Source organism: Streptomyces sp. NPDC049577, assembly GCF_040675635.1.
In the GTDB taxonomy this organism is placed as follows: domain Bacteria; phylum Actinomycetota; class Actinomycetes; order Streptomycetales; family Streptomycetaceae; genus Streptomyces.
In genome coordinates, this window is sequence record NZ_JBFAPH010000084.1 from 1 (window position 1) to 20,214 (window position 20,214).

The 20,214-nt window shown below is 72.5% G+C and carries 16 protein-coding genes; 14 read left to right on the plus strand and 2 right to left on the minus strand.

The genetic code is table 11. The features are described 5' to 3' along the window. From murD to AB0K09_RS12575, 10 genes are all read left to right on the plus strand, one after another. On the plus strand, positions 1–1,313 hold a 1,313-nt coding region (gene murD / locus AB0K09_RS12530; protein WP_366065312.1), incomplete at its 5' end, for a UDP-N-acetylmuramoyl-L-alanine--D-glutamate ligase. Between the two features lie 55 nt (positions 1,314–1,368). Beyond that, positions 1,369–2,754: a putative lipid II flippase FtsW gene (gene ftsW, locus AB0K09_RS12535; protein ID WP_366065313.1), complete on the plus strand. Its 1,386-nt coding sequence runs from the start codon at positions 1,369–1,371 to the stop codon at positions 2,752–2,754. A 6-nt stretch (positions 2,755–2,760) separates the two neighbouring features. After that, the gene (gene murG, locus AB0K09_RS12540) at positions 2,761–3,855 is read left to right on the plus strand and encodes an undecaprenyldiphospho-muramoylpentapeptide beta-N-acetylglucosaminyltransferase (protein ID WP_366065314.1); all 1,095 of its coding nucleotides are present in this window, start codon (positions 2,761–2,763) and stop codon (positions 3,853–3,855) included. A 29-nt stretch (positions 3,856–3,884) separates the two neighbouring features. Next, entirely contained in the window at positions 3,885–4,871 is a 987-nt protein-coding gene (locus tag AB0K09_RS12545; protein ID WP_366065315.1) for an FtsQ-type POTRA domain-containing protein, read from the plus strand. 239 nt (positions 4,872–5,110) lie between these two features. Further along, positions 5,111–6,355 (plus strand): cell division protein FtsZ, encoded by a 1,245-nt coding sequence (gene ftsZ / locus AB0K09_RS12550; protein ID WP_366065316.1) that lies wholly within the window; start codon positions 5,111–5,113, stop codon positions 6,353–6,355. Positions 6,356–6,465: 110 nt separating this feature from the next. Then, the gene (gene pgeF, locus AB0K09_RS12555) at positions 6,466–7,191 is read left to right on the plus strand and encodes a peptidoglycan editing factor PgeF (protein WP_366065324.1); all 726 of its coding nucleotides are present in this window, start codon (positions 6,466–6,468) and stop codon (positions 7,189–7,191) included. After that, complete coding sequence (locus AB0K09_RS12560) at positions 7,188–7,907, plus strand: YggS family pyridoxal phosphate-dependent enzyme (protein WP_366065317.1); 720 nt, start codon at positions 7,188–7,190, stop codon at positions 7,905–7,907. Before pgeF ends, AB0K09_RS12560 begins: the two co-directional genes overlap by 4 nt. 121 nt (positions 7,908–8,028) lie before the next feature. Next, on the plus strand, positions 8,029–8,637 hold the full coding sequence (gene sepF, locus AB0K09_RS12565; RefSeq protein ID WP_361889782.1) for a cell division protein SepF: 609 nt from the start codon (positions 8,029–8,031) through the stop codon (positions 8,635–8,637). Positions 8,638–8,708: 71 nt separating this feature from the next. Continuing rightward, positions 8,709–8,993, plus strand: a complete 285-nt coding sequence (locus tag AB0K09_RS12570; protein WP_190128258.1) for a YggT family protein — start codon at positions 8,709–8,711, stop codon at positions 8,991–8,993. Positions 8,994–9,054: 61 nt separating this feature from the next. Next, positions 9,055–10,200, plus strand: a complete 1,146-nt coding sequence (locus AB0K09_RS12575) for a DivIVA domain-containing protein (protein ID WP_366065318.1) — start codon at positions 9,055–9,057, stop codon at positions 10,198–10,200. Positions 10,201–10,354: 154 nt separating this feature from the next. On the opposite strand, the gene ileS is transcribed toward AB0K09_RS12575, so the two are convergent. Then, positions 10,355–13,489: an isoleucine--tRNA ligase gene (gene ileS / locus AB0K09_RS12580; protein ID WP_366065319.1), complete on the minus strand. Its 3,135-nt coding sequence runs from the start codon at positions 13,487–13,489 to the stop codon at positions 10,355–10,357. A gap of 441 nt (positions 13,490–13,930) precedes the next feature. Here ileS and AB0K09_RS12585 point away from each other — a divergent pair, with 441 nt between their 5' ends. The 4 genes from AB0K09_RS12585 to AB0K09_RS12600 all read left to right on the plus strand — a co-directional run bounded on the left by AB0K09_RS12585 (position 13,931) and on the right by AB0K09_RS12600 (position 18,995). Next, a complete protein-coding gene (locus AB0K09_RS12585; protein WP_366065320.1) occupies positions 13,931–15,673 on the plus strand; it encodes a TraR/DksA C4-type zinc finger protein in 1,743 nt (580 codons plus the stop codon). Positions 15,674–15,737: 64 nt separating this feature from the next. Next, positions 15,738–16,298 carry a signal peptidase II gene (gene lspA / locus AB0K09_RS12590; protein ID WP_366065321.1) on the plus strand — a complete coding sequence of 187 codons (561 nt, stop codon included), beginning with the start codon at positions 15,738–15,740 and terminating at the stop codon, positions 16,296–16,298. Between the two features lie 42 nt (positions 16,299–16,340). Beyond that, positions 16,341–17,282, plus strand: a complete 942-nt coding sequence (locus AB0K09_RS12595) for an RluA family pseudouridine synthase (protein ID WP_366065322.1) — start codon at positions 16,341–16,343, stop codon at positions 17,280–17,282. A gap of 120 nt (positions 17,283–17,402) precedes the next feature. Further along, positions 17,403–18,995 (plus strand): Na+/H+ antiporter, encoded by a 1,593-nt coding sequence (locus AB0K09_RS12600; RefSeq protein WP_366065323.1) that lies wholly within the window; start codon positions 17,403–17,405, stop codon positions 18,993–18,995. Positions 18,996–19,028: 33 nt separating this feature from the next. Here AB0K09_RS12600 and AB0K09_RS12605 read toward each other — a convergent pair whose 3' ends face one another. Next, positions 19,029–20,132: a mechanosensitive ion channel domain-containing protein gene (locus tag AB0K09_RS12605; protein ID WP_366065325.1), complete on the minus strand. Its 1,104-nt coding sequence runs from the start codon at positions 20,130–20,132 to the stop codon at positions 19,029–19,031. Positions 20,133–20,214: the final 82 nt, after the last annotated feature.

Sequence of the window (20,214 nt, forward strand, 5' to 3'; positions counted from 1 at the left end):
GCCGCGCCGAGACCCTGGCGGCCGGTGACGTCACCGTCCGCCTCGGAGACGCGACGACGCTGCCCGAGGGCACCGACCTCGTCGTCACCTCGCCCGGCTGGCGCCCCGACAGCCCGCTCTTCGCGGCCGCCGCCGAGGCGGGCGTCGACGTCGTGGGCGACGTCGAGATCGCCTGGCGCTTGCGGGGGGAGCCTGAAGAAGCAGCGGCGCCCTGGCTCGCGATCACCGGCACCAACGGCAAGACCACCACCGTGCAGATGCTCGCCTCCATCCTGGAGGCCGCCGGCCTGCGCACGGCCGCCGTCGGCAACATCGGCACCCCGATCATCGACGTGGTGCTCGGCGACGAGCCGTACGACGTCCTGGCGGTCGAGCTCTCCAGCTACCAGCTGCACTGGGCGCCCTCGCTGCGCGCCCACTCCGCGGCCGTGCTCAACATCGCCCCGGACCACCTCGACTGGCACGGCTCCCTGCGCGCGTACGCCGCCGACAAGGGCCGGATCTACGAGGGCAACAGGATCGCCTGCGTCTACAACGCCGAGGACCCGGCCACCGAGCACCTCGTGCGCCAGGCCGACGTCGAGGAGGGCTGCCGCGCCATCGGCTTCACCCTGGGCGCCCCCGGCCCCTCCATGCTGGGTGTGGTCGACGGCCTGCTCGTCGACCGCGCGTTCGTGGAGAACCGCCACCAGCAGGCCCAGGAGCTCGCCGAGGTCTCCGACATCGCGCCGTCCGCCGGCCCGGCCGCCCCGCACAACATCGCCAACGCCCTCGCGGCCGCGGCCCTGGCGCGGGCCTTCGGGGTCGAGCCCAAGGCCGTCCGGGACGGCCTGCGCGCCTTCACCCCCGACGCCCACCGCATCGCCCACGTCGCGGACGTCGACGGCGTCCGCTACGTCGACGACTCCAAGGCCACCAACACCCATGCCGCCCAGGCGTCCCTCGCGGCGTACGGGTCGATCGTGTGGATCGCCGGCGGCCTGGCCAAGGGCGCCACGTTCGACGAGCTCGTCCAGGCGTCCGCCGGGCGGCTGCGCGGCGTCGTGCTCCTGGGGGCCGACCGCGCCCTGATCCGCGAAGCGCTGGCGCGACACGCCCCGGATGTGCCGGTGGTCGACCTCGACCGGACGGACACTGGGGCGATGGCCGAGGCGGTCCGGGAGGCGGCCCGGCTCGCCGCCGAAGGCGACACCGTCCTGATGGCACCGGCCTGTGCCTCGATGGACATGTTCCGGAACTACAACGAGCGCGGCGAGGCCTTCGCCGACGCGGTACGGGCGCTGGCGGCGGCCCGCCGCGAGCAGGACGAGTAGCCGCCCGGCCCCCGCGGTGCGGGCCGGCGGCACGACACCAGCGGAGGGACACCGGATGCACGCCGACGACAGCGCGCGCCCCGGCTTCGCGCCGGGCGCCCGGTGGGCCCTGCGCGGGTCCGCCGCCCGTTCCCGCCCGGTCCGGCCGCCCCGGCAGGGCGGCCCCCGGCCCCGCACCGGCGCCCGGCCGCCCGACCGCCGGCCGGGCGGCGGGCCGCGCGGGTTCTATCTGCGCGCCCGGCGCGCCTGGGACCGGCCGCTGACCGCCTACTACCTGGTCATGGGCGGCTCCCTGCTGCTCATCGTGCTCGGCCTGGTGATGGTCTACTCGGCCTCCCAGATCAAGGCCATGCAGAACGGCCTGGCCCCCAGCTACTTCTTCCGCAAGCAGCTCTTCGCGGCCGCCATCGGCAGCGCGCTGCTCCTCGCGGCCGCCCGCACGCCCGTCCGGCTGCTGCGCGCGCTGGCCTACCCGCTGCTGGCCGTCTCCGTCTTCCTGCTCTGCCTGGTCCAGGTGCCCGGCATCGGGGAGACCATCAACGGCAACACCAACTGGATCTCCCTCGGCGGCCCGTTCCAGCTCCAGCCGAGCGAGTTCGCCAAGCTCGCGCTCGTGCTGTGGGGCGCCGACCTGCTGGCCCGCAAGCAGGGCAAGAAGCTGCTCACCCAGTGGAAGCACCTGCTGGTGCCGCTCGTGCCCGTCACCTTCGTGCTGCTCGGCCTGATCATGCTGGGCGGCGACATGGGCACCACCGTCGTGCTCACGGCCGTCCTGCTGGGCCTGCTGTGGATCGCGGGCGCCCCGACCCGGCTGTTCGCCGGGGTGATCGGCGTCACGGGCGCGCTGGCCGTCCTGTTCATCAAGACCAGCGCCAACCGCATGTCCCGGCTGGCCTGCATCGGCGCCACCGACCCGGGCGCGAACGACCAGTGCTGGCAGGCCGTGCACGGCATCTACGCCCTCGCCAACGGCGGCTGGTTCGGCGCCGGTCTGGGGGCGAGCGTGGAGAAATGGGGTGAACTTCCCGAGCCCCACACCGACTTCATCTTCGCCATCACCGGTGAGGAACTGGGCCTGGCGGGGACGCTGTCGGTACTCGCCCTGTTCGCGGCTCTAGGCTATGCGGGTATCCGCGTGGCCGGACGCACGGAGGACCCCTTCGTGAGGTACGCCGCGGGAGGGGTGACCACCTGGATCACGGCCCAGGCCGTGGTCAACATCGGTGCGGTGCTCGGTCTGCTGCCGATCGCCGGCGTCCCGCTCCCGCTGTTCTCCTACGGAGGGTCCGCCCTGCTGCCGACCATGTTCGCCATCGGGCTGCTGATCGCCTTCGCGCGCGACGAACCCGGTGCGCGGGCGGCGCTGGCCATGCGGCAGCCTGGGGTGAGATGGAAGACGATGAGACGGCGCGTCAAGAAGCGACCGTCCGGAGAGCGGTGAATTTCGGTGCATGTCGTACTCGCCGGTGGGGGGACCGCCGGCCACATCGAGCCCGCGCTCGCCCTCGCGGACGCCCTGCGCAGGCAGGACCCGACCGTGGGGATCACGGCGCTCGGCACGGAGCGGGGCCTGGAGACCCGCCTGGTGCCCGAGCGGGGCTACGAGCTGGGGCTGATCCCCGCCGTTCCGCTGCCCCGCAAGCCCACCCCGGAGCTGATCACCGTCCCCGGGCGGCTGCGCGGCACCATCAAGGCCGCCGAGCAGATCCTGGAGCGCACCAAGGCGGACTGCGTGGTCGGCTTCGGCGGTTACGTGGCGCTGCCCGGCTATCTGGCCGCCAAGCGGCTCGGCGTGCCGATCATCGTCCACGAGGCCAACGCGCGCCCCGGACTCGCCAACAAGATCGGCTCGCGCTACGCCGCCGGGGTCGCGGTCTCCACGCCCGACAGCAAGCTGCGCAACGCCCGCTACGTCGGCATCCCGCTGCGCCGGACGATCGCGACGCTGGACCGGGCCGCCATGCGCCCCCAGGCCCGGGCCGCCTTCGGGCTCGACCCCAACCTGCCGACGCTGCTGGTCTCCGGCGGCTCGCAGGGCGCCCGCCGGCTGAACGAGGTCGTCCAGACCGTCGCCCCGGCACTGCAGCGCTCCGGCATCCAGATCCTGCACGCGGTCGGTCCGAAGAACGAACTGCCGCACGCGGACAACATGCCCGGAATGCCCCCTTACATCCCGGTATCGTACGTTGACCGGATGGACCTCGCGTACGCCGCGGCCGACATGATGCTCTGCCGCGCGGGCGCGATGACCGTCGCCGAGCTGTCGGCCGTCGGTCTCCCGGCGGCGTACGTCCCGCTGCCCATCGGCAACGGCGAGCAGCGGCTCAACGCCCAGCCGGTGGTCAAGGCGGGCGGCGGCCTGCTGGTCGACGACGCCGAGCTGAGCCCGGAGTGGGTGCAGAGCAACGTGCTGCCGGTGCTCTCCGACCCGCACCGGCTGTACGAGATGTCCCGCGCCGCCGCCGAGTTCGGCCGCCGGGACGCCGACGAGCTGCTCGTCGGCATGGTGTACGAGGCGATCGCCGCACACAGGGCGGGCTGACGGCCCGTAGGAGGCAGGAGGCTGGGAGCGTGGCCGGACCGACGACCGCCCGGCGCGGTGGCGGACAGAGCGACAAGCCGAAGCCGTCGCGGCAGGGCGGGGCGTCGCCCGGCCGCTCCCGCCCCGCCTCCGGGGCCCGCACGGGCCAGGACCGGGCGACACCCAGGGGCGCGGCCAGGGGCACGGCCGGGGGCGGGCCCGGGAAGCCGCCCAGGAGCGCGCCCAAGCGCCCGGTGAAACGCCCGGCGAAGGGCGCGGGCAAGGCCGTCGGCAAGGTCCGCGGCAAGGGCGCGGCCCCGGCCCGTTCCCCGCTCTCCCGGCGGCGCAGACTGGTCCTGTGGGCCGCCGCCGCGGCGGCCGCCGGCGCGGCCGCCTGGTGGACCTTCTACGGCTCGGACTGGCTGTGCGTCACCCGCGTGAGTGTCAGCGGCACCGTCGTCCTGACACCCGGTGAGGTACGTTCCGCCGCCGACGTCCCGCTCGGCGAACCGCTGGCCGGCGTGGACACCGACGCCATCGCGGGCCGGTTGCGCGAGCGGCTGCCGAGGATCGAATCGGTCGCCGTGGAGCGGTCCTGGCCGCATGCGATCAGTCTCAAAGTGACCGAAAGACAGCCGAAACTCCTTCTTCAAAAGGGCGGGAAGTACCTCGAAATCGACAGCGAGGGCGTACGGTTCGCCACGGTCGGCCAGCCCCCGCCCGGGGTGCCCCGGCTGGTGATGGAGACCCAGGACTCGCCCAGCACCCGCCGGTTCGGCCCCGGCCGGCTGGAGCAGGAGGGCGCCCGGGTCGCCGCGTCCCTGCCCCCGGCCGTCCGCAAGGACACCGCCGTGGTGCGCGTGCGCTCCTACGACGGCATCAGCGTGGAACTGACGGGGGGTAGGACGATCGTCTGGGGCAGCGGCGAGCGGGGCGAGGAGAAGGCCCGTACGCTCACCGCGCTCCTCAAGGCCGCGCCGACCGCCAAGCACTTCGACGTCAGCGCTCCGAGTGCCCCGGCGGCGTCCGGCGGTTGACGCCGTCGGGCCCCACCGAGCACCCTGGTTGGCTACGGCTATGGGTGATCACATAGGGTGAAAAGAAAAACGGGAGGTTCGGCGTGTTCGTTGAACACGCGCCGCTCGTCGACTTAGTGTCCTGCTTCAGAGCACCAGTGAACAGTGGCACCGGTAACCCTAAACTTCAACGTTAGGGTTCGGGTCGGCATTGGGAACCGCCCCCAGGCATACGTAACTCGAGGCGAGAGGCCTTCGACGTGGCAGCACCGCAGAACTACCTCGCAGTCATCAAGGTCGTCGGCATCGGCGGCGGTGGCGTCAACGCCATCAACCGGATGATCGAGGTCGGTCTCAAGGGCGTCGAGTTCATCGCGATCAACACCGATGCACAGGCCCTGCTGATGAGCGACGCCGACGTGAAACTCGATGTCGGCCGTGAGCTCACCCGTGGCCTCGGCGCCGGCGCGAACCCCGAGGTCGGCCGCAAGGCCGCCGAGGACCACCGCGAGGAGATCGAGGAGGTCCTCAAGGGGGCCGACATGGTCTTCGTCACGGCCGGCGAGGGCGGTGGCACCGGCACCGGCGGCGCGCCCGTCGTCGCCAACATCGCCCGCTCCCTGGGCGCCCTGACGATCGGTGTGGTCACCCGCCCGTTCACCTTCGAGGGCCGCCGCCGGGCGAACCAGGCGGAGGACGGCATCGCGGGGCTGCGCGACGAGGTCGACACGCTCATCGTGATCCCCAACGACCGGCTGCTGTCCATCTCGGACCGCCAGGTGAGCGTGCTGGACGCGTTCAAGTCCGCGGACCAGGTGCTGCTGTCGGGCGTCCAGGGCATCACCGACCTGATCACCACCCCGGGCCTGATCAACCTCGACTTCGCCGACGTCAAGTCCGTGATGTCCGAGGCCGGCTCGGCGCTCATGGGCATCGGCTCGGCCCGCGGCGACGACCGCGCGGTGGCCGCCGCCGAGATGGCCATCTCCTCGCCGCTGCTGGAGGCGTCCATCGACGGCGCCCGTGGCGTCCTGCTCTCCATCTCCGGCGGCTCCGACCTCGGTCTCTTCGAGATCAACGAGGCCGCCCAGCTGGTCAGCGAGGCGGCCCACCCCGAGGCCAACATCATCTTCGGCGCCGTCATCGACGACGCCCTCGGTGACGAGGTCCGGGTCACCGTCATCGCCGCCGGCTTCGACGGCGGCCAGCCGCCGGCCAAGGGCAGCCGCGACAAGGTGCTCGGCTCCACCTACGGCGGCCGCGAGGAGAGCGCGCCCGCGAGCACCCCGAGCCGCCCGGCCGCCACCCCGGCCGAGCCGGCCCGCCCCTCCTTCGGCGGGCTGGGCAGCCTGACCCCGCGCACCGAGGAGCCCGCGCCCGTCGCGGACCCCACGCCGGTCGCCGAGGTCCCGCCGCCGCCGGTCTCCTCCCCCCAGGTCCCGCCGGCCCGTCCGTACCAGGACTCGACCGCCGAGGAGCTGGACGTGCCGGACTTCCTGAAGTGACCGGTCCGAAGTGACCCGCCTTCAGACGATCCGGCCCGAAGTACCCGCAAGGAAACGGTGAGCGGCCCCCAGTGATAGGGCAACAGCACACGGTGCCCCCCGTGGAACACGTGGCACACGCGAGCGGCGCGCACTTCGCCTTCACCAGCCGGTGGGGCGGAGTGAGCGCCGCTCCGTATGCGGAGCTCAACCTCGGCGGCGCGGTCGGCGACGACCCGGCCGCCGTGCGGGCCAACCGCGAGCGCGCGGCCCGGAGCCTCGGTCTCGACCCGGCGGACGTCGTCTGGATGAACCAGGTGCACGGCCGGGACGTCGCGGTGGTCGACGGACCGTGGCGGACCGGCGAGGTGCCCCGGGTGGACGGGGTGGTGACGGCCCGTCGGGGCCTGGCCCTCGCGGTGCTCACCGCGGACTGCACCCCGGTCCTGCTGGCCGACCCGGTCGCGGGCGTCGCCGGCGCGGCGCACGCCGGGCGGCCCGGACTGGTCGCCGGAGTGGTGCCGGCGGTGGCCGGGGAGATGCTGGCGCTCGGCGCCGAACCCTCCCGGATCGTCGCTTGGCTGGGCCCCTCGGTCTGCGGCCGCTGCTACGAGGTGCCCGAGGCGATGCGCGCCGAGGTCGCCGAGGCGGTGCCGGAGTCCTGGGCCACCACCCGGCAGGGCACCCCGGCGGTGGACGTCGCCGCGGGGGTCGCGGCCCAGCTGGCCCAGCTGGGCATCACCCTGGACGGCACGTCCGGCGTCTGCACGCTGGAGTCGGCCGACCACTTCTCCTACCGGCGCGAGCGCACGACCGGGCGACTCGCGAGCTATGTCTGGCTGGATCCTGAATCGTGACGGAACGCAGAACCGAGCTGGCGGACCGGCTCGCCCGGGTGGAGGAACGTATCTCTGCCGCGTGCGAGGCGGCCGGCCGCAAGCGCGAAGAAGTGACCCTGATCGTGGTCACCAAGACCTATCCCGCGAGCGACGTGCGGATCCTGGCCGAGCTGGGGGTCCGTCACGTCGCCGAGAACCGGGACCAGGACGCGGCCCCGAAGGCCGCCGAGTGCGCGGATCTGCCGCTCACCTGGCACTTTGTCGGTCAATTGCAGACAAACAAGGTGCGTTCGGTGGTGAATTACGCCGATCTGGTGCACTCGGTCGACCGTGAACGGCTGGTCGACGCCCTGTCGGCGGCGGCCGTCCGGGCCGGACGGCGGCTCGACTGCCTGATCCAGGTGGCGCTTGACGCCGAGTCGGGAAGCGTCGCCGGACGCGGCGGGGTCTCGCCCGACGGGGTCCTCGCCCTGGCCGACGCGCTCGCCGCGGCCGAAGGGCTCGGACCAGCAGGTCTCATGACGGTCGCTCCGCTCGCCGGCCCCTACGCCGGACGGCCCAGAGCGGCCTTCGAGAGGCTGATGGAAATCGCAACGGACCTGCGCGCCGCCCATCCTGCTGCGAACATGGTGTCCGCAGGGATGAGCGCTGATCTGGAGGACGCCGTCGCGGCCGGTGCGACACATGTACGTGTCGGGTCGGCGGTACTCGGAGTCCGGCCGAGGCTCGGGTAACGTCGCCAAGAAGTCGGACCACAGCAACAAAATATGGTCATTCCCGCCAAAAGGCGGGCGGACCACGTGGATCCAGCGCCGTTGACGGAGCCGATCCACCACAGAGCGGAGGATGCGGAGAATGGCCGGCGCTATGCGCAAGATGGCGGTCTACCTCGGCCTCGTGGAGGACGATGGGTACGACGGCCCGGGGTTCGACCCCGATGACGAGTTCGAGCCCGAGCCGGAGCCGGACCGGCGTCGGCAGCACCAGACACATCAGGCCCAACAGACGCAATCGGACGAACCGGTTCGAGTCGCCCAGCCCCCCGCGCAGCGCGAACCCGCTCCGCTCGTAGCGGAAACGGGACGACCCGCCCGAATCGCACCCGTGTCGTCCATCACACCCGAACGCCACTCTCTGGAGAAGAACGCACCGGTGATCATGCCCAAGGTTGTGTCCGAGCGGGAGCCTTACCGCATCACGACATTGCACCCCCGGACGTACAACGAGGCCCGTACCATCGGGGAACACTTCCGTGAGGGCACTCCGGTGATCATGAATCTCACGGAGATGGACGACACCGACGCGAAGCGGCTCGTCGACTTCGCGGCCGGTCTCGTGTTCGGGTTGCACGGGAGCATCGAGCGGGTGACGCAGAAGGTGTTCCTGCTGTCTCCTGCTAACGTCGATGTCACGGCGGAGGACAAGGCCCGCATCGCAGAGGGCGGGTTCTTCAACCAGAGCTGAGACGCAAGACCGGGCAAACCCGGACAACGGCCAACTGGCCGAGTACGAGCAAGGGGAGAGGGAAGCGCGAGATGGGCATCGCACAGCAGGTGATCTACATCGCGCTGTACGTCTTCCTGATCGTGCTGATCTTCCGACTGGTGATGGACTACGTCTTCCAGTTCGCCCGTTCATGGCAACCCGGTAAGGCGATGGTGGTGCTCCTCGAGGCCACCTACACTGTCACTGATCCGCCACTCAAGCTTCTGCGGCGGGTCATCCCGCCGCTGCGTCTCGGGGGCGTGGCGCTCGACCTGTCCTTCTTCGTACTGATGATCATCGTCTACATCCTGATCACCGTCGTGAGCCGGCTGTGAACGCGGCTGTGAACGATACGGTCTTGCCGATTGCCGACGACAACGTTGAGGTGAAGAAGAGATGCCGCTGAGCCCCGAGGACGTGCGGAACAAGCAGTTCACGACCGTCCGCCTCCGGGAAGGCTATGACGAGGACGAGGTCGATGCCTTTCTCGACGAGGTCGAGGCTGAACTGACCCGCCTGCTCCGGGAGAACGAGGACCTGCGCGCCAAGCTGGCCGCGGCGACGCGTGCCGCCGCGCAGAACCAGCAGCAGAACATGCGCAAGCCCGAGCCGCAGGATCAGCGACCCGGTGCTCCCGTGCCCGCCGCCATATCCGGCCCGCAGCCGGTGCCGCCGAACCAGCAGCAGATGGGCGGTCCGCCGCAGCTTCCGGGCGGTGCCCCGCAGCTGCCGGCCGGTCCGGGCGGTCACGGCCACGGTCCCCAGGGCCCGCACGGTCCCGGCCCGATGGGACAGAACGGTCCGATGGGTGGCCCGATGGGCGGACCCATGGGACAGAACGGACCGATGGGGCAGAACCCCATGGGCCAGAACGGCCCCATGGGCGGTCCCCAGCTGCCGCAGCCGGGCCAGGGCCCGGGTGGCGACAGCGCGGCGCGTGTCCTCTCCCTCGCGCAGCAGACGGCCGATCAGGCGATCGCGGAGGCCCGTTCCGAGGCCAACAAGATCGTCGGCGAGGCCCGCAGCCGTGCCGAGGGCCTGGAGCGGGACGCCCGCGCCAAGGCCGACGCGCTGGAGCGGGACGCGCAGGAGAAGCACCGCGTGGCGATGGGCTCGCTGGAGTCCGCGCGCGCCACGCTGGAGCGCAAGGTCGAGGACCTGCGCGGCTTCGAGCGCGAGTACCGCACCCGCCTGAAGTCCTACCTGGAGAGCCAGCTGCGTCAGCTGGAGAACCAGGCGGACGACTCGCTGGCCCCGCCGCGCACCCCGGCCACCGCGTCGCTGCCGCCGGCCCCCTCGATGAGCGGGTCGATGGCCTCGGCCGGTGCGGGCATGGGCGGTCACAGCATGGGCGGCAACCAGGGCCTGGGCGGCACGAACGGGCACGGCCAGCCGTCGGGCGGTGCGCCGTCGTACGGCGGGCAGCAGCAGATGTCTCCCGCCATGACGCAGCCGATGGCTCCGGTGCGGCCGCAGGGCCAGCAGCCGATGCAGGCGCCGAGCCCCATGCGGGGCTTCCTCATCGACGAGGACGACAACTGAGGGCTTGACCCTCGGACCAATGGGCCGGGCCCCTGGGAATCCCAGGGGCCCGGCCCATTTCGTCCTGCCCGCCCGGAACGTCCCGGGGTTTCCGGGCGCCGGGTCGGCGGGTGGGAGAAGACCCCGGCGCGGAGCGCCGGGGTCACCCGATTGCTTAGGCCTTACGGAGGCGGAACGTCAGTCCGAGCCCCTCGTCGGCGAACGGCTCACCGTACGAGTCGTCGCCCTCGCCGGAGGCGAAGTCGGTCGCGAGGACCTCGTCGGCGATGAGCCCCGCGTGCTCGCCGAGCGCGGTCACGGTCTCCTCGTCGGTGGAGGACCACCGGAGCGCGATGCGATCCGCGACGTCCAGGCCGCTGTTCTTGCGCGCCTCCTGGATGAGCCGGATCGCGTCACGGGCCAGGCCCGCGCGGCGCAGCTCCGGAGTGATCTCCAGATCGAGGGCGACGGTCGCGCCGGAGTCCGAGGCCACGGACCAGCCCTCGCGCGGCGTCTCCGTGATGATCACCTCATCGGCGGCGAGCGCCACCGGCTCGCCGTCGACCTCGACGGAGGCCGTTCCCTCCCGCAGGGCCAGCGACAGCGCCGCCGCGTCGGCGGAGGCGATCGCCTTCGCCACCGCCTGCACGCCCTTGCCGAACCGCTTGCCCAGCGCACGGAAGTTCGCCTTGGCCGTGGTGTCGACCAGCGAGCCGCCGACCTCGGACAGGGAGGCCAGCGAGGAGACGTTCAGCTCCTCCGCGATCTGCGCGCGCAGCTCCTCGCCGAGCGCCTCGAAGCCGGCCGCCGCGACCAGCGCGCGCGAGAGCGGCTGGCGCGTCTTGACGCCCGACTCGGCGCGCGTGGCGCGGCCCAGCTCGACCAGGCGCCGGACCAGCACCATCTGCCGGGACAGCTCGGGGTCGATCAGCTCCTGGTCCGCCACCGGCCAGGTGGCGAGGTGCACCGACTCCGGGGCCTGCGGGTCGACCGGGACGACCAGGTCCTGCCAGACCCGCTCGGTGATGAACGGGACCAGCGGGGCCATCAGCCGCGTCACGGTCTCGATCACCTCGTGCAGCGTGCGCAGCGCCGCCGCGTCGCCCTGCCAGAACCGGCGGCGGGAGCGCCGCACGTACCAGTTGGACAGGTCGTCCACGAAGGAGGACAGCAGCTTGCCGGCGCGCTGGGTGTCGTAGGCCTCCATGGCCTGCGTGACCTGCTCGGTCAGCGTGTTCAGCTCGCCGAGCAGCCAGCGGTCCAGCAGCGGCCGGCCGGCCGGGGCCGGGTCGGCGGCCGAGGGGGCCCAGCCGGAGGTGCGGGCGTAGAGCGCCTGGAAGGCGACCGTGTTCCAGTAGGTGAGGAGCGTCTTGCGGACGACCTCCTGGATCGTGCCGTGGCCCACGCGGCGCGCGGCCCACGGCGAGCCGCCGGCGGCCATGAACCAGCGGACCGCGTCCGCGCCGTGCTGGTCCATCAGCGGGATCGGCTGGAGGATGTTGCCCAGGTGCTTGGACATCTTCCGGCCGTCCTCGGCGAGGATGTGGCCCAGGCAGACGACGTTCTCGTACGACGACTTGTCGAAGACGAGCGTGCCGACGGCCATCAGGGTGTAGAACCAGCCGCGGGTCTGGTCGATGGCCTCGGAGATGAACTGCGCCGGGTAGCGCTTCTCGAACAGCTCCTTGTTCTTGTACGGGTAGCCCCACTGGGCGAACGGCATCGAGCCCGAGTCGTACCAGGCGTCGATGACCTCCGGCACGCGGACGGCGGTGTGCGAGCACCCCTCGGCCGAGCAGGTGAAGGTCACGTCGTCGATGTACGGGCGGTGCGGGTCGAGGCCGCTCTGGTCGGTGCCGGTCAGCTCGGAGAGCTCGGCCAGCGAGCCGACGCAGGTCAGGTGGCCCTCCTCGCAGCGCCAGATGGGCAGCGGGGTGCCCCAGTAGCGGTTGCGGGACAGCGCCCAGTCGATGTTGTTGTTCAGCCAGTCGCCGAAGCGGCCGTACTTCACCGACTCCGGGAACCAGTTGGTCCCCTCGTTCTCCTCGAGGAGCCGGTCCTTGACCGCGGTGGTGCGGATGTACCAGGACGGCTGCGCGTAGTACAGCAGCGCGGTGTGGCAGCGCCAGCAGTGCGGGTAGCTGTGCTCGTACGCGATGTGCTTGAAGAGCAGGCCGCGCTCGGTCAGGTCGGCGACGAGCTTCTCGTCGGCCTTCTTGAAGAACAGGCCGCCGACGAGGCCGACCTCCTCCTCGAAGGTGCCGTCGGGACGGACCGGGTTCACCACGGGCAGGCCGTAGGCACGGCAGGTCTTGAGGTCGTCCTCACCGAAGGCGGGCGCCTGGTGGACCAGACCCGTACCGTCCTCGGTGGTCACGTACTCGGCGTTGACGACGAAGTTCGCGCCGTCCAGCTCGACCAGGTCGAAGGGGCGGCGGTAGGTCCAGCGCTCCATCTCGCGGCCGGTGAAGGACTGGCCGGTGGCCGTCCAGCCCTCGCCGAGGGCCTTCTCCAGCAGCGGCTCGGCGACGACCAGCTGCTCCGTGCCGTCGGTGGCCACGACGTAGGTGACGTCCGGGTGCGCGGCGGCGGCGACGTTGGAGACCAGCGTCCACGGGGTGGTCGTCCACACCAGCAGCGCCGCCTCGCCGGCCAGCGGGCCGGAGGTCAGCGGGAAGCGGACGAAGACGGACGGGTCGACGACCGTCTCGTAGCCCTGCGCCAGCTCGTGGTCGGACAGACCGGTGCCGCAGCGGGGGCACCAGGGGGCCACGCGGTGGTCCTGGACCAGCAGGCCCTTGTTGAAGATCTCCTTCAGCGACCACCAGACGGACTGGACGTAGTCCGGGTCCATCGTGCGGTACGCCTCGTCGAGGTCGACCCAGTAGCCCATGCGGGTGGTGAGCTCGGCGAACGCGTCGGTGTGCCGGGTCACGGACTCGCGGCACTTCGCGTTGAACTCGGCGATGCCGTACGCCTCGATGTCCTGCTTGCCGGAGAAGCCGAGCTCCTTCTCGACGGCGAGCTCGACCGGCAGGCCGTGGCAGTCCCAGCCGGCCTTGCGGGCCACGTGGTAGCCCTGCATGGTGCGGAAACGCGGGAAGACGTCCTTGAAGACCCGGGCCTCGATGTGGTGCGCGCCGGGCATGCCGTTGGCGGTCGGCGGGCCCTCGTAGAACACCCACTCGGGGCGGCCCTCGGACTGTTCGAGGGTACGGGCGAAGGTCTTCTGCTCGCGCCAGAACTCGAGCACGGCGTGCTCCAGGGCGGGCAGGTCGACCTGCGCGGGTACCTGGCGGTACTGCGTCATCGGCTTCCTCCGGCGGGACGGTAGTGCGCTGTCCGTCGGAGGGACGAGAGGCGCCTGCGCGCTCCCGCGGTACCACCCTCCTTGGCCGTGGACGCCTGTGCCGGTCCCCGGCCCCCTCATTAGGGTCGCGATGCCGGTTCTACTGACCCCTGCGCGGGGCGTTCCTCCGGCGGCTCCGGGCTGATCTTCACCCCGCGCACACCCCCGGGCTCACACCGTCCCCGGGTCGCTCTTGGCTGCGTGCGGCGCTACTCGTCCCATCCATGCCTTTCGCTGCGCCCAGTGTAAGGGGCCGACCGCGCCCCGGCCGACCGATTACAGGGCCGGCGGCGGGGCACAACGGATGGAGACCGGCGTGCCCCGTTGCCGCGTGCCCTGCGCCGATTTATCGTTCCCGCACGATTCGCGCGCAAGATCATAAAATGTGAAGGGATCGCGGCCATGGCGAAGAAGGCCGAGACGGCCGGTGCGCCTCCGGCGAGGGCAGCCGCGAAGAAGAGCACCCCGCCCGCTGCGTCCGGCCGGGGGAAGAAGACCGCGGCGGGGGCGGGAAGGGCCGCGACGGGGAAGAAGACGACAGCGGCCGCTCCGACGAAGAAGACGACTGCGGCCGGAAAGGCCGGAAAGGGGGCTGAGCCCGTGCAGGAGACAGCGACAGCCCTGAAGCTCGCCGCGAAGAAGGACCGGACCACGAAGGGACCGGCGAAGAAGGCGACCGCCGGCACGGCGCCGCCGGCCAGGAAGACGACCACGGCCAAGCCGGCTGCGAAGAAGACCACGGCCAAGCGGGCCGGGGCTGTGGAGGAGGCCGCCTCCGCCGTGCGGGCGGCGCCCACCGGTGCGAAGGCTGCCGCGCGCAAGAAGACGCCGGCCAGCGCGAAGCCGGCCGAGGAACCGGCCGCCGCTGTGGAAGAGGCGGCCCCGGCCGGGTCGAGGGCTGCCGCGGGCAAGAAGGCCACGGCCGCCGGGGCGGCGCCGGACGAGAAGCCGGCCCCGGCGAAGAAGGCCGCCGGCAAGCGGACCGCGGCCGCGCAGGCGGCTCCGTCCGGCAAGAAGGCCGCTGCCGAGGCTGCCGGGGCGGCGTCGGCCAAGGGGCCGGCCGCTGCGAAGAAGACCACGGCCAAGCGGGCCGCGGCCGCGGAGGAGGCCGCCCCCGCCGGGGCGAAGGCTGCCGCGGGCAAGAAGGTGGCCGCGAAGAAGTCCCCTGCCGAGGCCGCCGGAGCGGCGTCGGCCAAGAAGCCGGCTGGGAAGCGGGCCGGGGCCGTGGAGGAGGCCGCCTCCGCCGTACAGGCGCCGCCCGCGGGCAAGAAGGCGGCCGCGAAGAAGGCCCCCGCCGAGGCCGCCGGGGCGGCGTCGGCCAAGGGGCCGGCCGCCGCGAAGAAGACCACGGCCAAGCGGGCCGCGGCCGCGGAGGGGGCCGCCCCCGCCGCGCAGGCGGCTCCGGCCGCGAAGAAGGCCACTGCCGAGCCCGCCGGAGCCGCGTCGGCCAAGGGGCCGGCCGCCGCGAAGAAGACCACGGCCAAGCGGGCCGCCTCCGCCGTACAGGCGCCGCCCGCCGGGGCGAAGGCTGCCGCAGGCAAGAAGGTCACCGCAAAGCGCGCCGCAGGCGGGCCGGTGGCCGGAACCCGCGCCGACGCAGGTGCCAACGCGGCGCCGACCACCGAGACTGCTTCAGCGCAGAAGACCGGGAAGACGGGGATGACCGCCGACGAGACGGGAGCCAAGGCCGTGGCCGAGAAGAGCATCGGTGAGGCGCGCGCAGCGCAGAAGGTGCCGGGAGCCCGGACGGGCGGGGCGCTGGCCGTGCGGCCGGGGGAGGAGCCCTGGTCGCCCGGAGAGGTGGCCGAGGCGCGGTCCGCGCTGACCGAGGAGGCCGCGCGGCTGCGCGGGGAGATCACGGCGGCCGAGCAGGCGATCAGCGGGCTGATGCGCGACTCCGGCGACGGCGCGGGCGACGACCAGGCCGACACCGGGACCAAGAACATCACCCGGGAGCACGAACTGAGCCTGGCCGCCAACGCGCGCGAGATGCTGGAGCAGACCGAGCGCGCCCTGGCCCGTATCGACGCCGGTACGTACGGCCTGTGCGAGGTCTGCGGCAAGCCCATCGGGAAGGCGCGGATGCAGGCGTTCCCGCGCGCCACCCTGTGCGTGGAGGACAAGCAGCGGCAGGAACGTCGCTGAACCGACCGGCACCCGGTGCCGTACCCTCGTCCTCAGCCAGGCAGGGACGACGTCAGGGACTCACGTGACAGAGGCGGAACAGGCCGGACAGGCCGGACAGGCCGCGACGGCGACGGCCGACGGGAAGAGCGCGCCCAGGGGGAAGCGGCGGATCGCCGCGCTCCTGGCGGTCGCCGCCCTCGCGTACCTGGTCGACCTGGCCAGCAAGATGGCCGTGGTCGCCAAGCTGGAGCACCACGACCCGGTCCAGGTGATCGGGACGTTCCTCCAGTTCGAGGTGATCCGCAACCGTGGCGCGGCCTTCGGTATCGGCGAGGCGATGACGATCGTCTTCACCGTCATCGCGGTCGCCGTGATCGTGGCGATCGCCCGCATCGCCCGCAAGCTCTACAGCATGCCCTGGGCGATCGCCCTCGGCCTGCTGCTGGGCGGTGCTCTCGGCAACCTCACCGACCGGCTCTTCCGCTCGCCCGGCGGTCTGGAGGGCGGCGTGGTGGACTTCATTTCCACCCCGCACTTCGCGGTGTTCAACCTCGCCGACTCCGCGATCGTCTGCGGCGGCTTCCTGATCGTCATCCTCTCGTTCCGGGGTCTCGACCCGGACGGGACCGTCCACGAGGACTGAGCCAGGGACGGGCGTGTCGCGCCCGTCCGTCATACTCGACTGGTGAGCACGATTCCCGAGATCCGCGCCCTTCCCGTACCCGACGGCCTGGAGGGTGAGCGCGTCGACGCCGCGATCGCCCGTATGTTCGGCTTTTCCCGCACCAAGGCGGCCGAGCTGGCGGCCGCGGGCAAGGTCCAGCTGGACGGGGCCGAGGCCGGGAAATCCGACCGGGTGACCGGCGGGGCCTGGCTGGAGGTCGAGATGCCGGCGCCGCCCGCGCCGGTGCGGATCGTCGCCGAGCCGGTCGAGGGCATGGAGATCGTCCATGACGACGACGACATCGTCGTGATCGTCAAGCCGGTCGGCGTGGCCGCGCACCCGAGCCCGGGCTGGACGGGCCCCACCGTGATCGGCGGGCTGGCCGCCGCCGGCTACCGCATCTCCACCTCCGGCGCGGCCGAGCGCCAGGGCATCGTGCACCGCCTGGACGTCGGCACCTCCGGCCTGATGGTGGTCGCCAAGTCCGAGCGCGCCTACACCCTGCTCAAGCAGCAGTTCCGCGAGCGCACGGTCGACAAGCGCTACCACGCGCTGGTCCAGGGCCACCCGGACCCGATGAGCGGCACCATCGACGCCCCCATCGGCCGGCACCCCAACCACGACTACAAGTGGGCCGTCACCGCCGAGGGCAAGCCGTCCGTCACCCACTACGACCTCATCGAGGCGTTCCGGGCCGCCAGCCTCCTGGACATCAAGCTGGAGACGGGCCGCACGCACCAGATCCGCGTCCACATGTCCGCCCACCGGCACCCGTGCGTCGGCGACCTCACCTACGGCGCCGACCCCACCATCGCCAAGCGGCTGAAGATCACCCGGCAGTGGCTGCACGCCGTGCGGCTGGGCTTCGAGCACCCGGCGGACGGCCGCTGGGTGGAGTTCGAGAGCGCCTACCCGGAGGACCTCCAGTACGCGCTGGACACGGTGCGGGCCGAGAGCGCGTAGGGGGCTCGCGGCGGGGCCGCCCGGAAGGGCGGGCTCGCCGGGCGGCGCGGTGGGCCGTGGGGCAGGCTGGTAGCAGCCCCGGAAGTCCGCAGACCGCGACGACCCGCCCGGAGGGTGTCCGTGGACCAGCTCGCCCTGCTCTTCGTGCTGCTGATCGGGGCGATCGTCACGGTGCCGCTCGGGGACCGGCTGGGGCTGCCGCCGCCCGTGCTGATGACGCTGGGCGGCATGCTGCTGGCGCTGCTGCCGTTCGTGCCGAACGCGAACGTGCCGCCCGAGTACATCCTTCCGCTGGTGCTCCCGCCGCTGCTGTACGCCTCCGTGCAGCGGACCTCGTGGCGCCAGTTCACGGCCAATATCCGGCCGATCCTGCTGCTGGCGGTGGCCCTGGTGTTCGTCACCACGGCGGCCGTCGCGGCCGTCGCCGAGGCGGTCGTCCCGGGGATCTCGCTGGCCGCCGCCGTCGCCTTCGGCGCGCTGGTCGCCCCGCCCGACCCGGTCGCGGCCACCGCCGTCGCGGGCTCGCTCGGGCTGCCGCGCCGGCTGACGTCCATCCTGGAGGGCGAGGGGCTCTTCAACGACGTCACCGCCATCGTGCTCTACCACGTGGCCATCGCCGCGGCCGTCACCGGCACCTTCTCGGCCCCCCAGGCGCTGCTCACGCTGCTGCTGTCCGCCGTGGTGGCCGTGGCCGTCGGGCTGGCGCTCGGCTGGGCGGCCAAGAAGCTCATGGACCGCCTCGGCGAGGCGACCCTGCAGATCGGGCTGACCGTCCTGGTGCCGTTCGTCTCCTACACCCTCGCCGAGGAGTTCCACGGCTCCGGTGTGCTCGCCGTGCTCACCACGGCCCTCTTCCTCGCCGAGTACGCCCACGACGCCGACGACGTCCTCGGCAGGCTCGCCGGGCACACCTTCTGGGAGGTCGTCGACACCCTCGTCACCGGCGTCGCCTTCGGCCTCATCGGCCTGGAGCTGCACGCCGTCATCGGTACCGCCTCCGGGCGCTGGGGCGGGATGCTGGCCATCAGCGCGGCGGTCGTCGGCGTCGTCGTCGGCGTCCGGCTGCTGTGGCTGCTGCCCGCCGCCTGGCTGGCCCGGCGGCTGCACGAGCGCCGCGACTACGACGAGGACATCCCGGTCAGCTGGCGCGAGACGGTCGTCATGTGGTGGTCCGGCATGCGCGGCGTGGCCTCCATCGCGCTCGCCCTGGCCATCCCGCTCAAAACCGCGCACGGCGCGCCGTTCCCCGCCCGGAACGAGATCACCTTCGTCACCTTCGCCGTCATCATCGCCACCCTCGTCCTCCAGGGCCTGACCCTGCCCCGGCTGGTCAGGATCCTGGGCGTGCAGGCCGACACCGACGCCGACCGGAAGCTGGAGAGGCGCCTGGCCGAGCGCGCCACCACCGCCGCCCGGCGCCGGCTCAAGGAGATCGAGCACGCCGAGGACCTGCCCGACGACGTCATCGAACAGCTCCACCGGCGCGCCTACGAGCTCGGCGACCGCATCAGCCCCGACCTGATCGACGAGGAGCGGCGCGAGGCCCAGGCCCGGCACCTGGAACGCGTCCGCACCGTGCAGCGCATCCAGGGCGAGATGCTCTCCGCCGCCCGCCGCGCGGTTCTCGCCGCCCGCAGCGAGCCCGGTGCCGACCCGGACGTGGTCGACCGGGTGCTGCGCCATCTGGACGTACGGAGCCTGCGCGGCGTCTGACGCCGGCGAAGGTGAAGAAACGTTTCCGCGCGCTCAGCTCGCCCCCGGCCCCGGGCCGATGTCCTCGGAGGTGGGCGGGGCGGGCCGGCGGTCGGGCGCGTCGTCGAGCCCGGGCGCCGGCGCGGTGTTGATCCGGGGGAGGGCGTAGGGGTGCTCGCGGCACAGCCAGGACACCAGCTGCTCGCGGACCACGCAGCGCAGGGTCCAGATGTCGTCCGCGTCCTTGGCCGTCACCAGCGCCCGGACCTGGATCGTGGAGGGCGTGGTGTCGGTGATCACCAGGCTCCAGGCGCGCCCGTCCCACTCCAGGGTCGACTTCAGCACGGCGTGCAGCCGTTCGCGCATCAGGTCGATGGGGGCGGTGTGGTCGAGGTGGAAGAAGACGGTGCCCGTCATCCGGGGGTCGCCGCGCGACCAGTTCTCGAACGGCCGGCTGGTGAAGTACGACACGGGCATGGTGATGCGCCGCTCGTCCCAGGTCCGCACCACCAGATAGGTCAGCGTGATCTCCTCGACCGTGCCCCACTCGCCGCCGACCACCACCGTGTCGCCGATCCGCACGATGTCGCCGAAGGCGATCTGCAGCCCGGCGAAGAGGTTGCTCAGCGTCGACTGCGCGGCCACACCGGCGACGATGCCGATCAGTCCGGCCGAGGCCAGCACCGAGGTGCCGACCGTCCGCATGGCGGGGAAGGTGAGCAGCATCGCGGCCACCGCCACCACGCCGACGACCGCCGTGACCACCCGCCGGATGAGCGTCACCTGGGTGCGCACCCGGCGCATCTTGGCCGGATCCCGGTCCCCCGCCGCGTACCGGGCGTACACCGCCTCGACGACCGCCGTGGCCAGCCGGACGGCCAGCCAGGCACACGCCCCGATCAGCGCGAGGGTCAGCAACTGGCCGGCGACCGTCCCGTGCCCGTGCGTCAGCTTGGCCGAGGGGTACCCGGCGCGCAGCAGCGCCGCGCACAGCACCAGCCGCAGGGGCATCCGGCAGCGGCGCAGCAGCCCCCACAAGGGGTCCTCCGGGCGCCGTTCGGCGATCCGGCGTACCGTCTGGTCGGCCGCCCAGCCGACCACGATCGTGATGACGAGCGCCCCGCCGATCACCGCGAGGGGGCGCAGGACGTTCTCCATGGGCACCAGCTCCTTCCGGCCGTGCGCCGGCGCGCGCCCCATGTCGACCGTAACTGGCACGATGGGTGGCACGCGATCCAGC

What these genes read in the sequence shown, in the direction of transcription:
- ftsW (WP_366065313.1), top strand. Translation starts at nt 1,369, where the DNA reads ATGCACGCCGACGACAGCGCGCGCCCCGGCTTCGCGCCGGGCGCCCGG.
- sepF (WP_361889782.1), top strand. Translation starts at nt 8,029, where the DNA reads ATGGCCGGCGCTATGCGCAAGATGGCGGTCTACCTCGGCCTCGTGGAG.
- AB0K09_RS12570 (WP_190128258.1), top strand. Translation starts at nt 8,709, where the DNA reads ATGGGCATCGCACAGCAGGTGATCTACATCGCGCTGTACGTCTTCCTG.
- AB0K09_RS12575 (WP_366065318.1), top strand. Translation starts at nt 9,055, where the DNA reads ATGCCGCTGAGCCCCGAGGACGTGCGGAACAAGCAGTTCACGACCGTC.
- ileS (WP_366065319.1), bottom strand. Translation starts at nt 13,489, where the DNA reads ATGACGCAGTACCGCCAGGTACCCGCGCAGGTCGACCTGCCCGCCCTG.
- AB0K09_RS12585 (WP_366065320.1), top strand. Translation starts at nt 13,931, where the DNA reads ATGGCGAAGAAGGCCGAGACGGCCGGTGCGCCTCCGGCGAGGGCAGCC.
- AB0K09_RS12605 (WP_366065325.1), bottom strand. Translation starts at nt 20,132, where the DNA reads ATGGAGAACGTCCTGCGCCCCCTCGCGGTGATCGGCGGGGCGCTCGTC.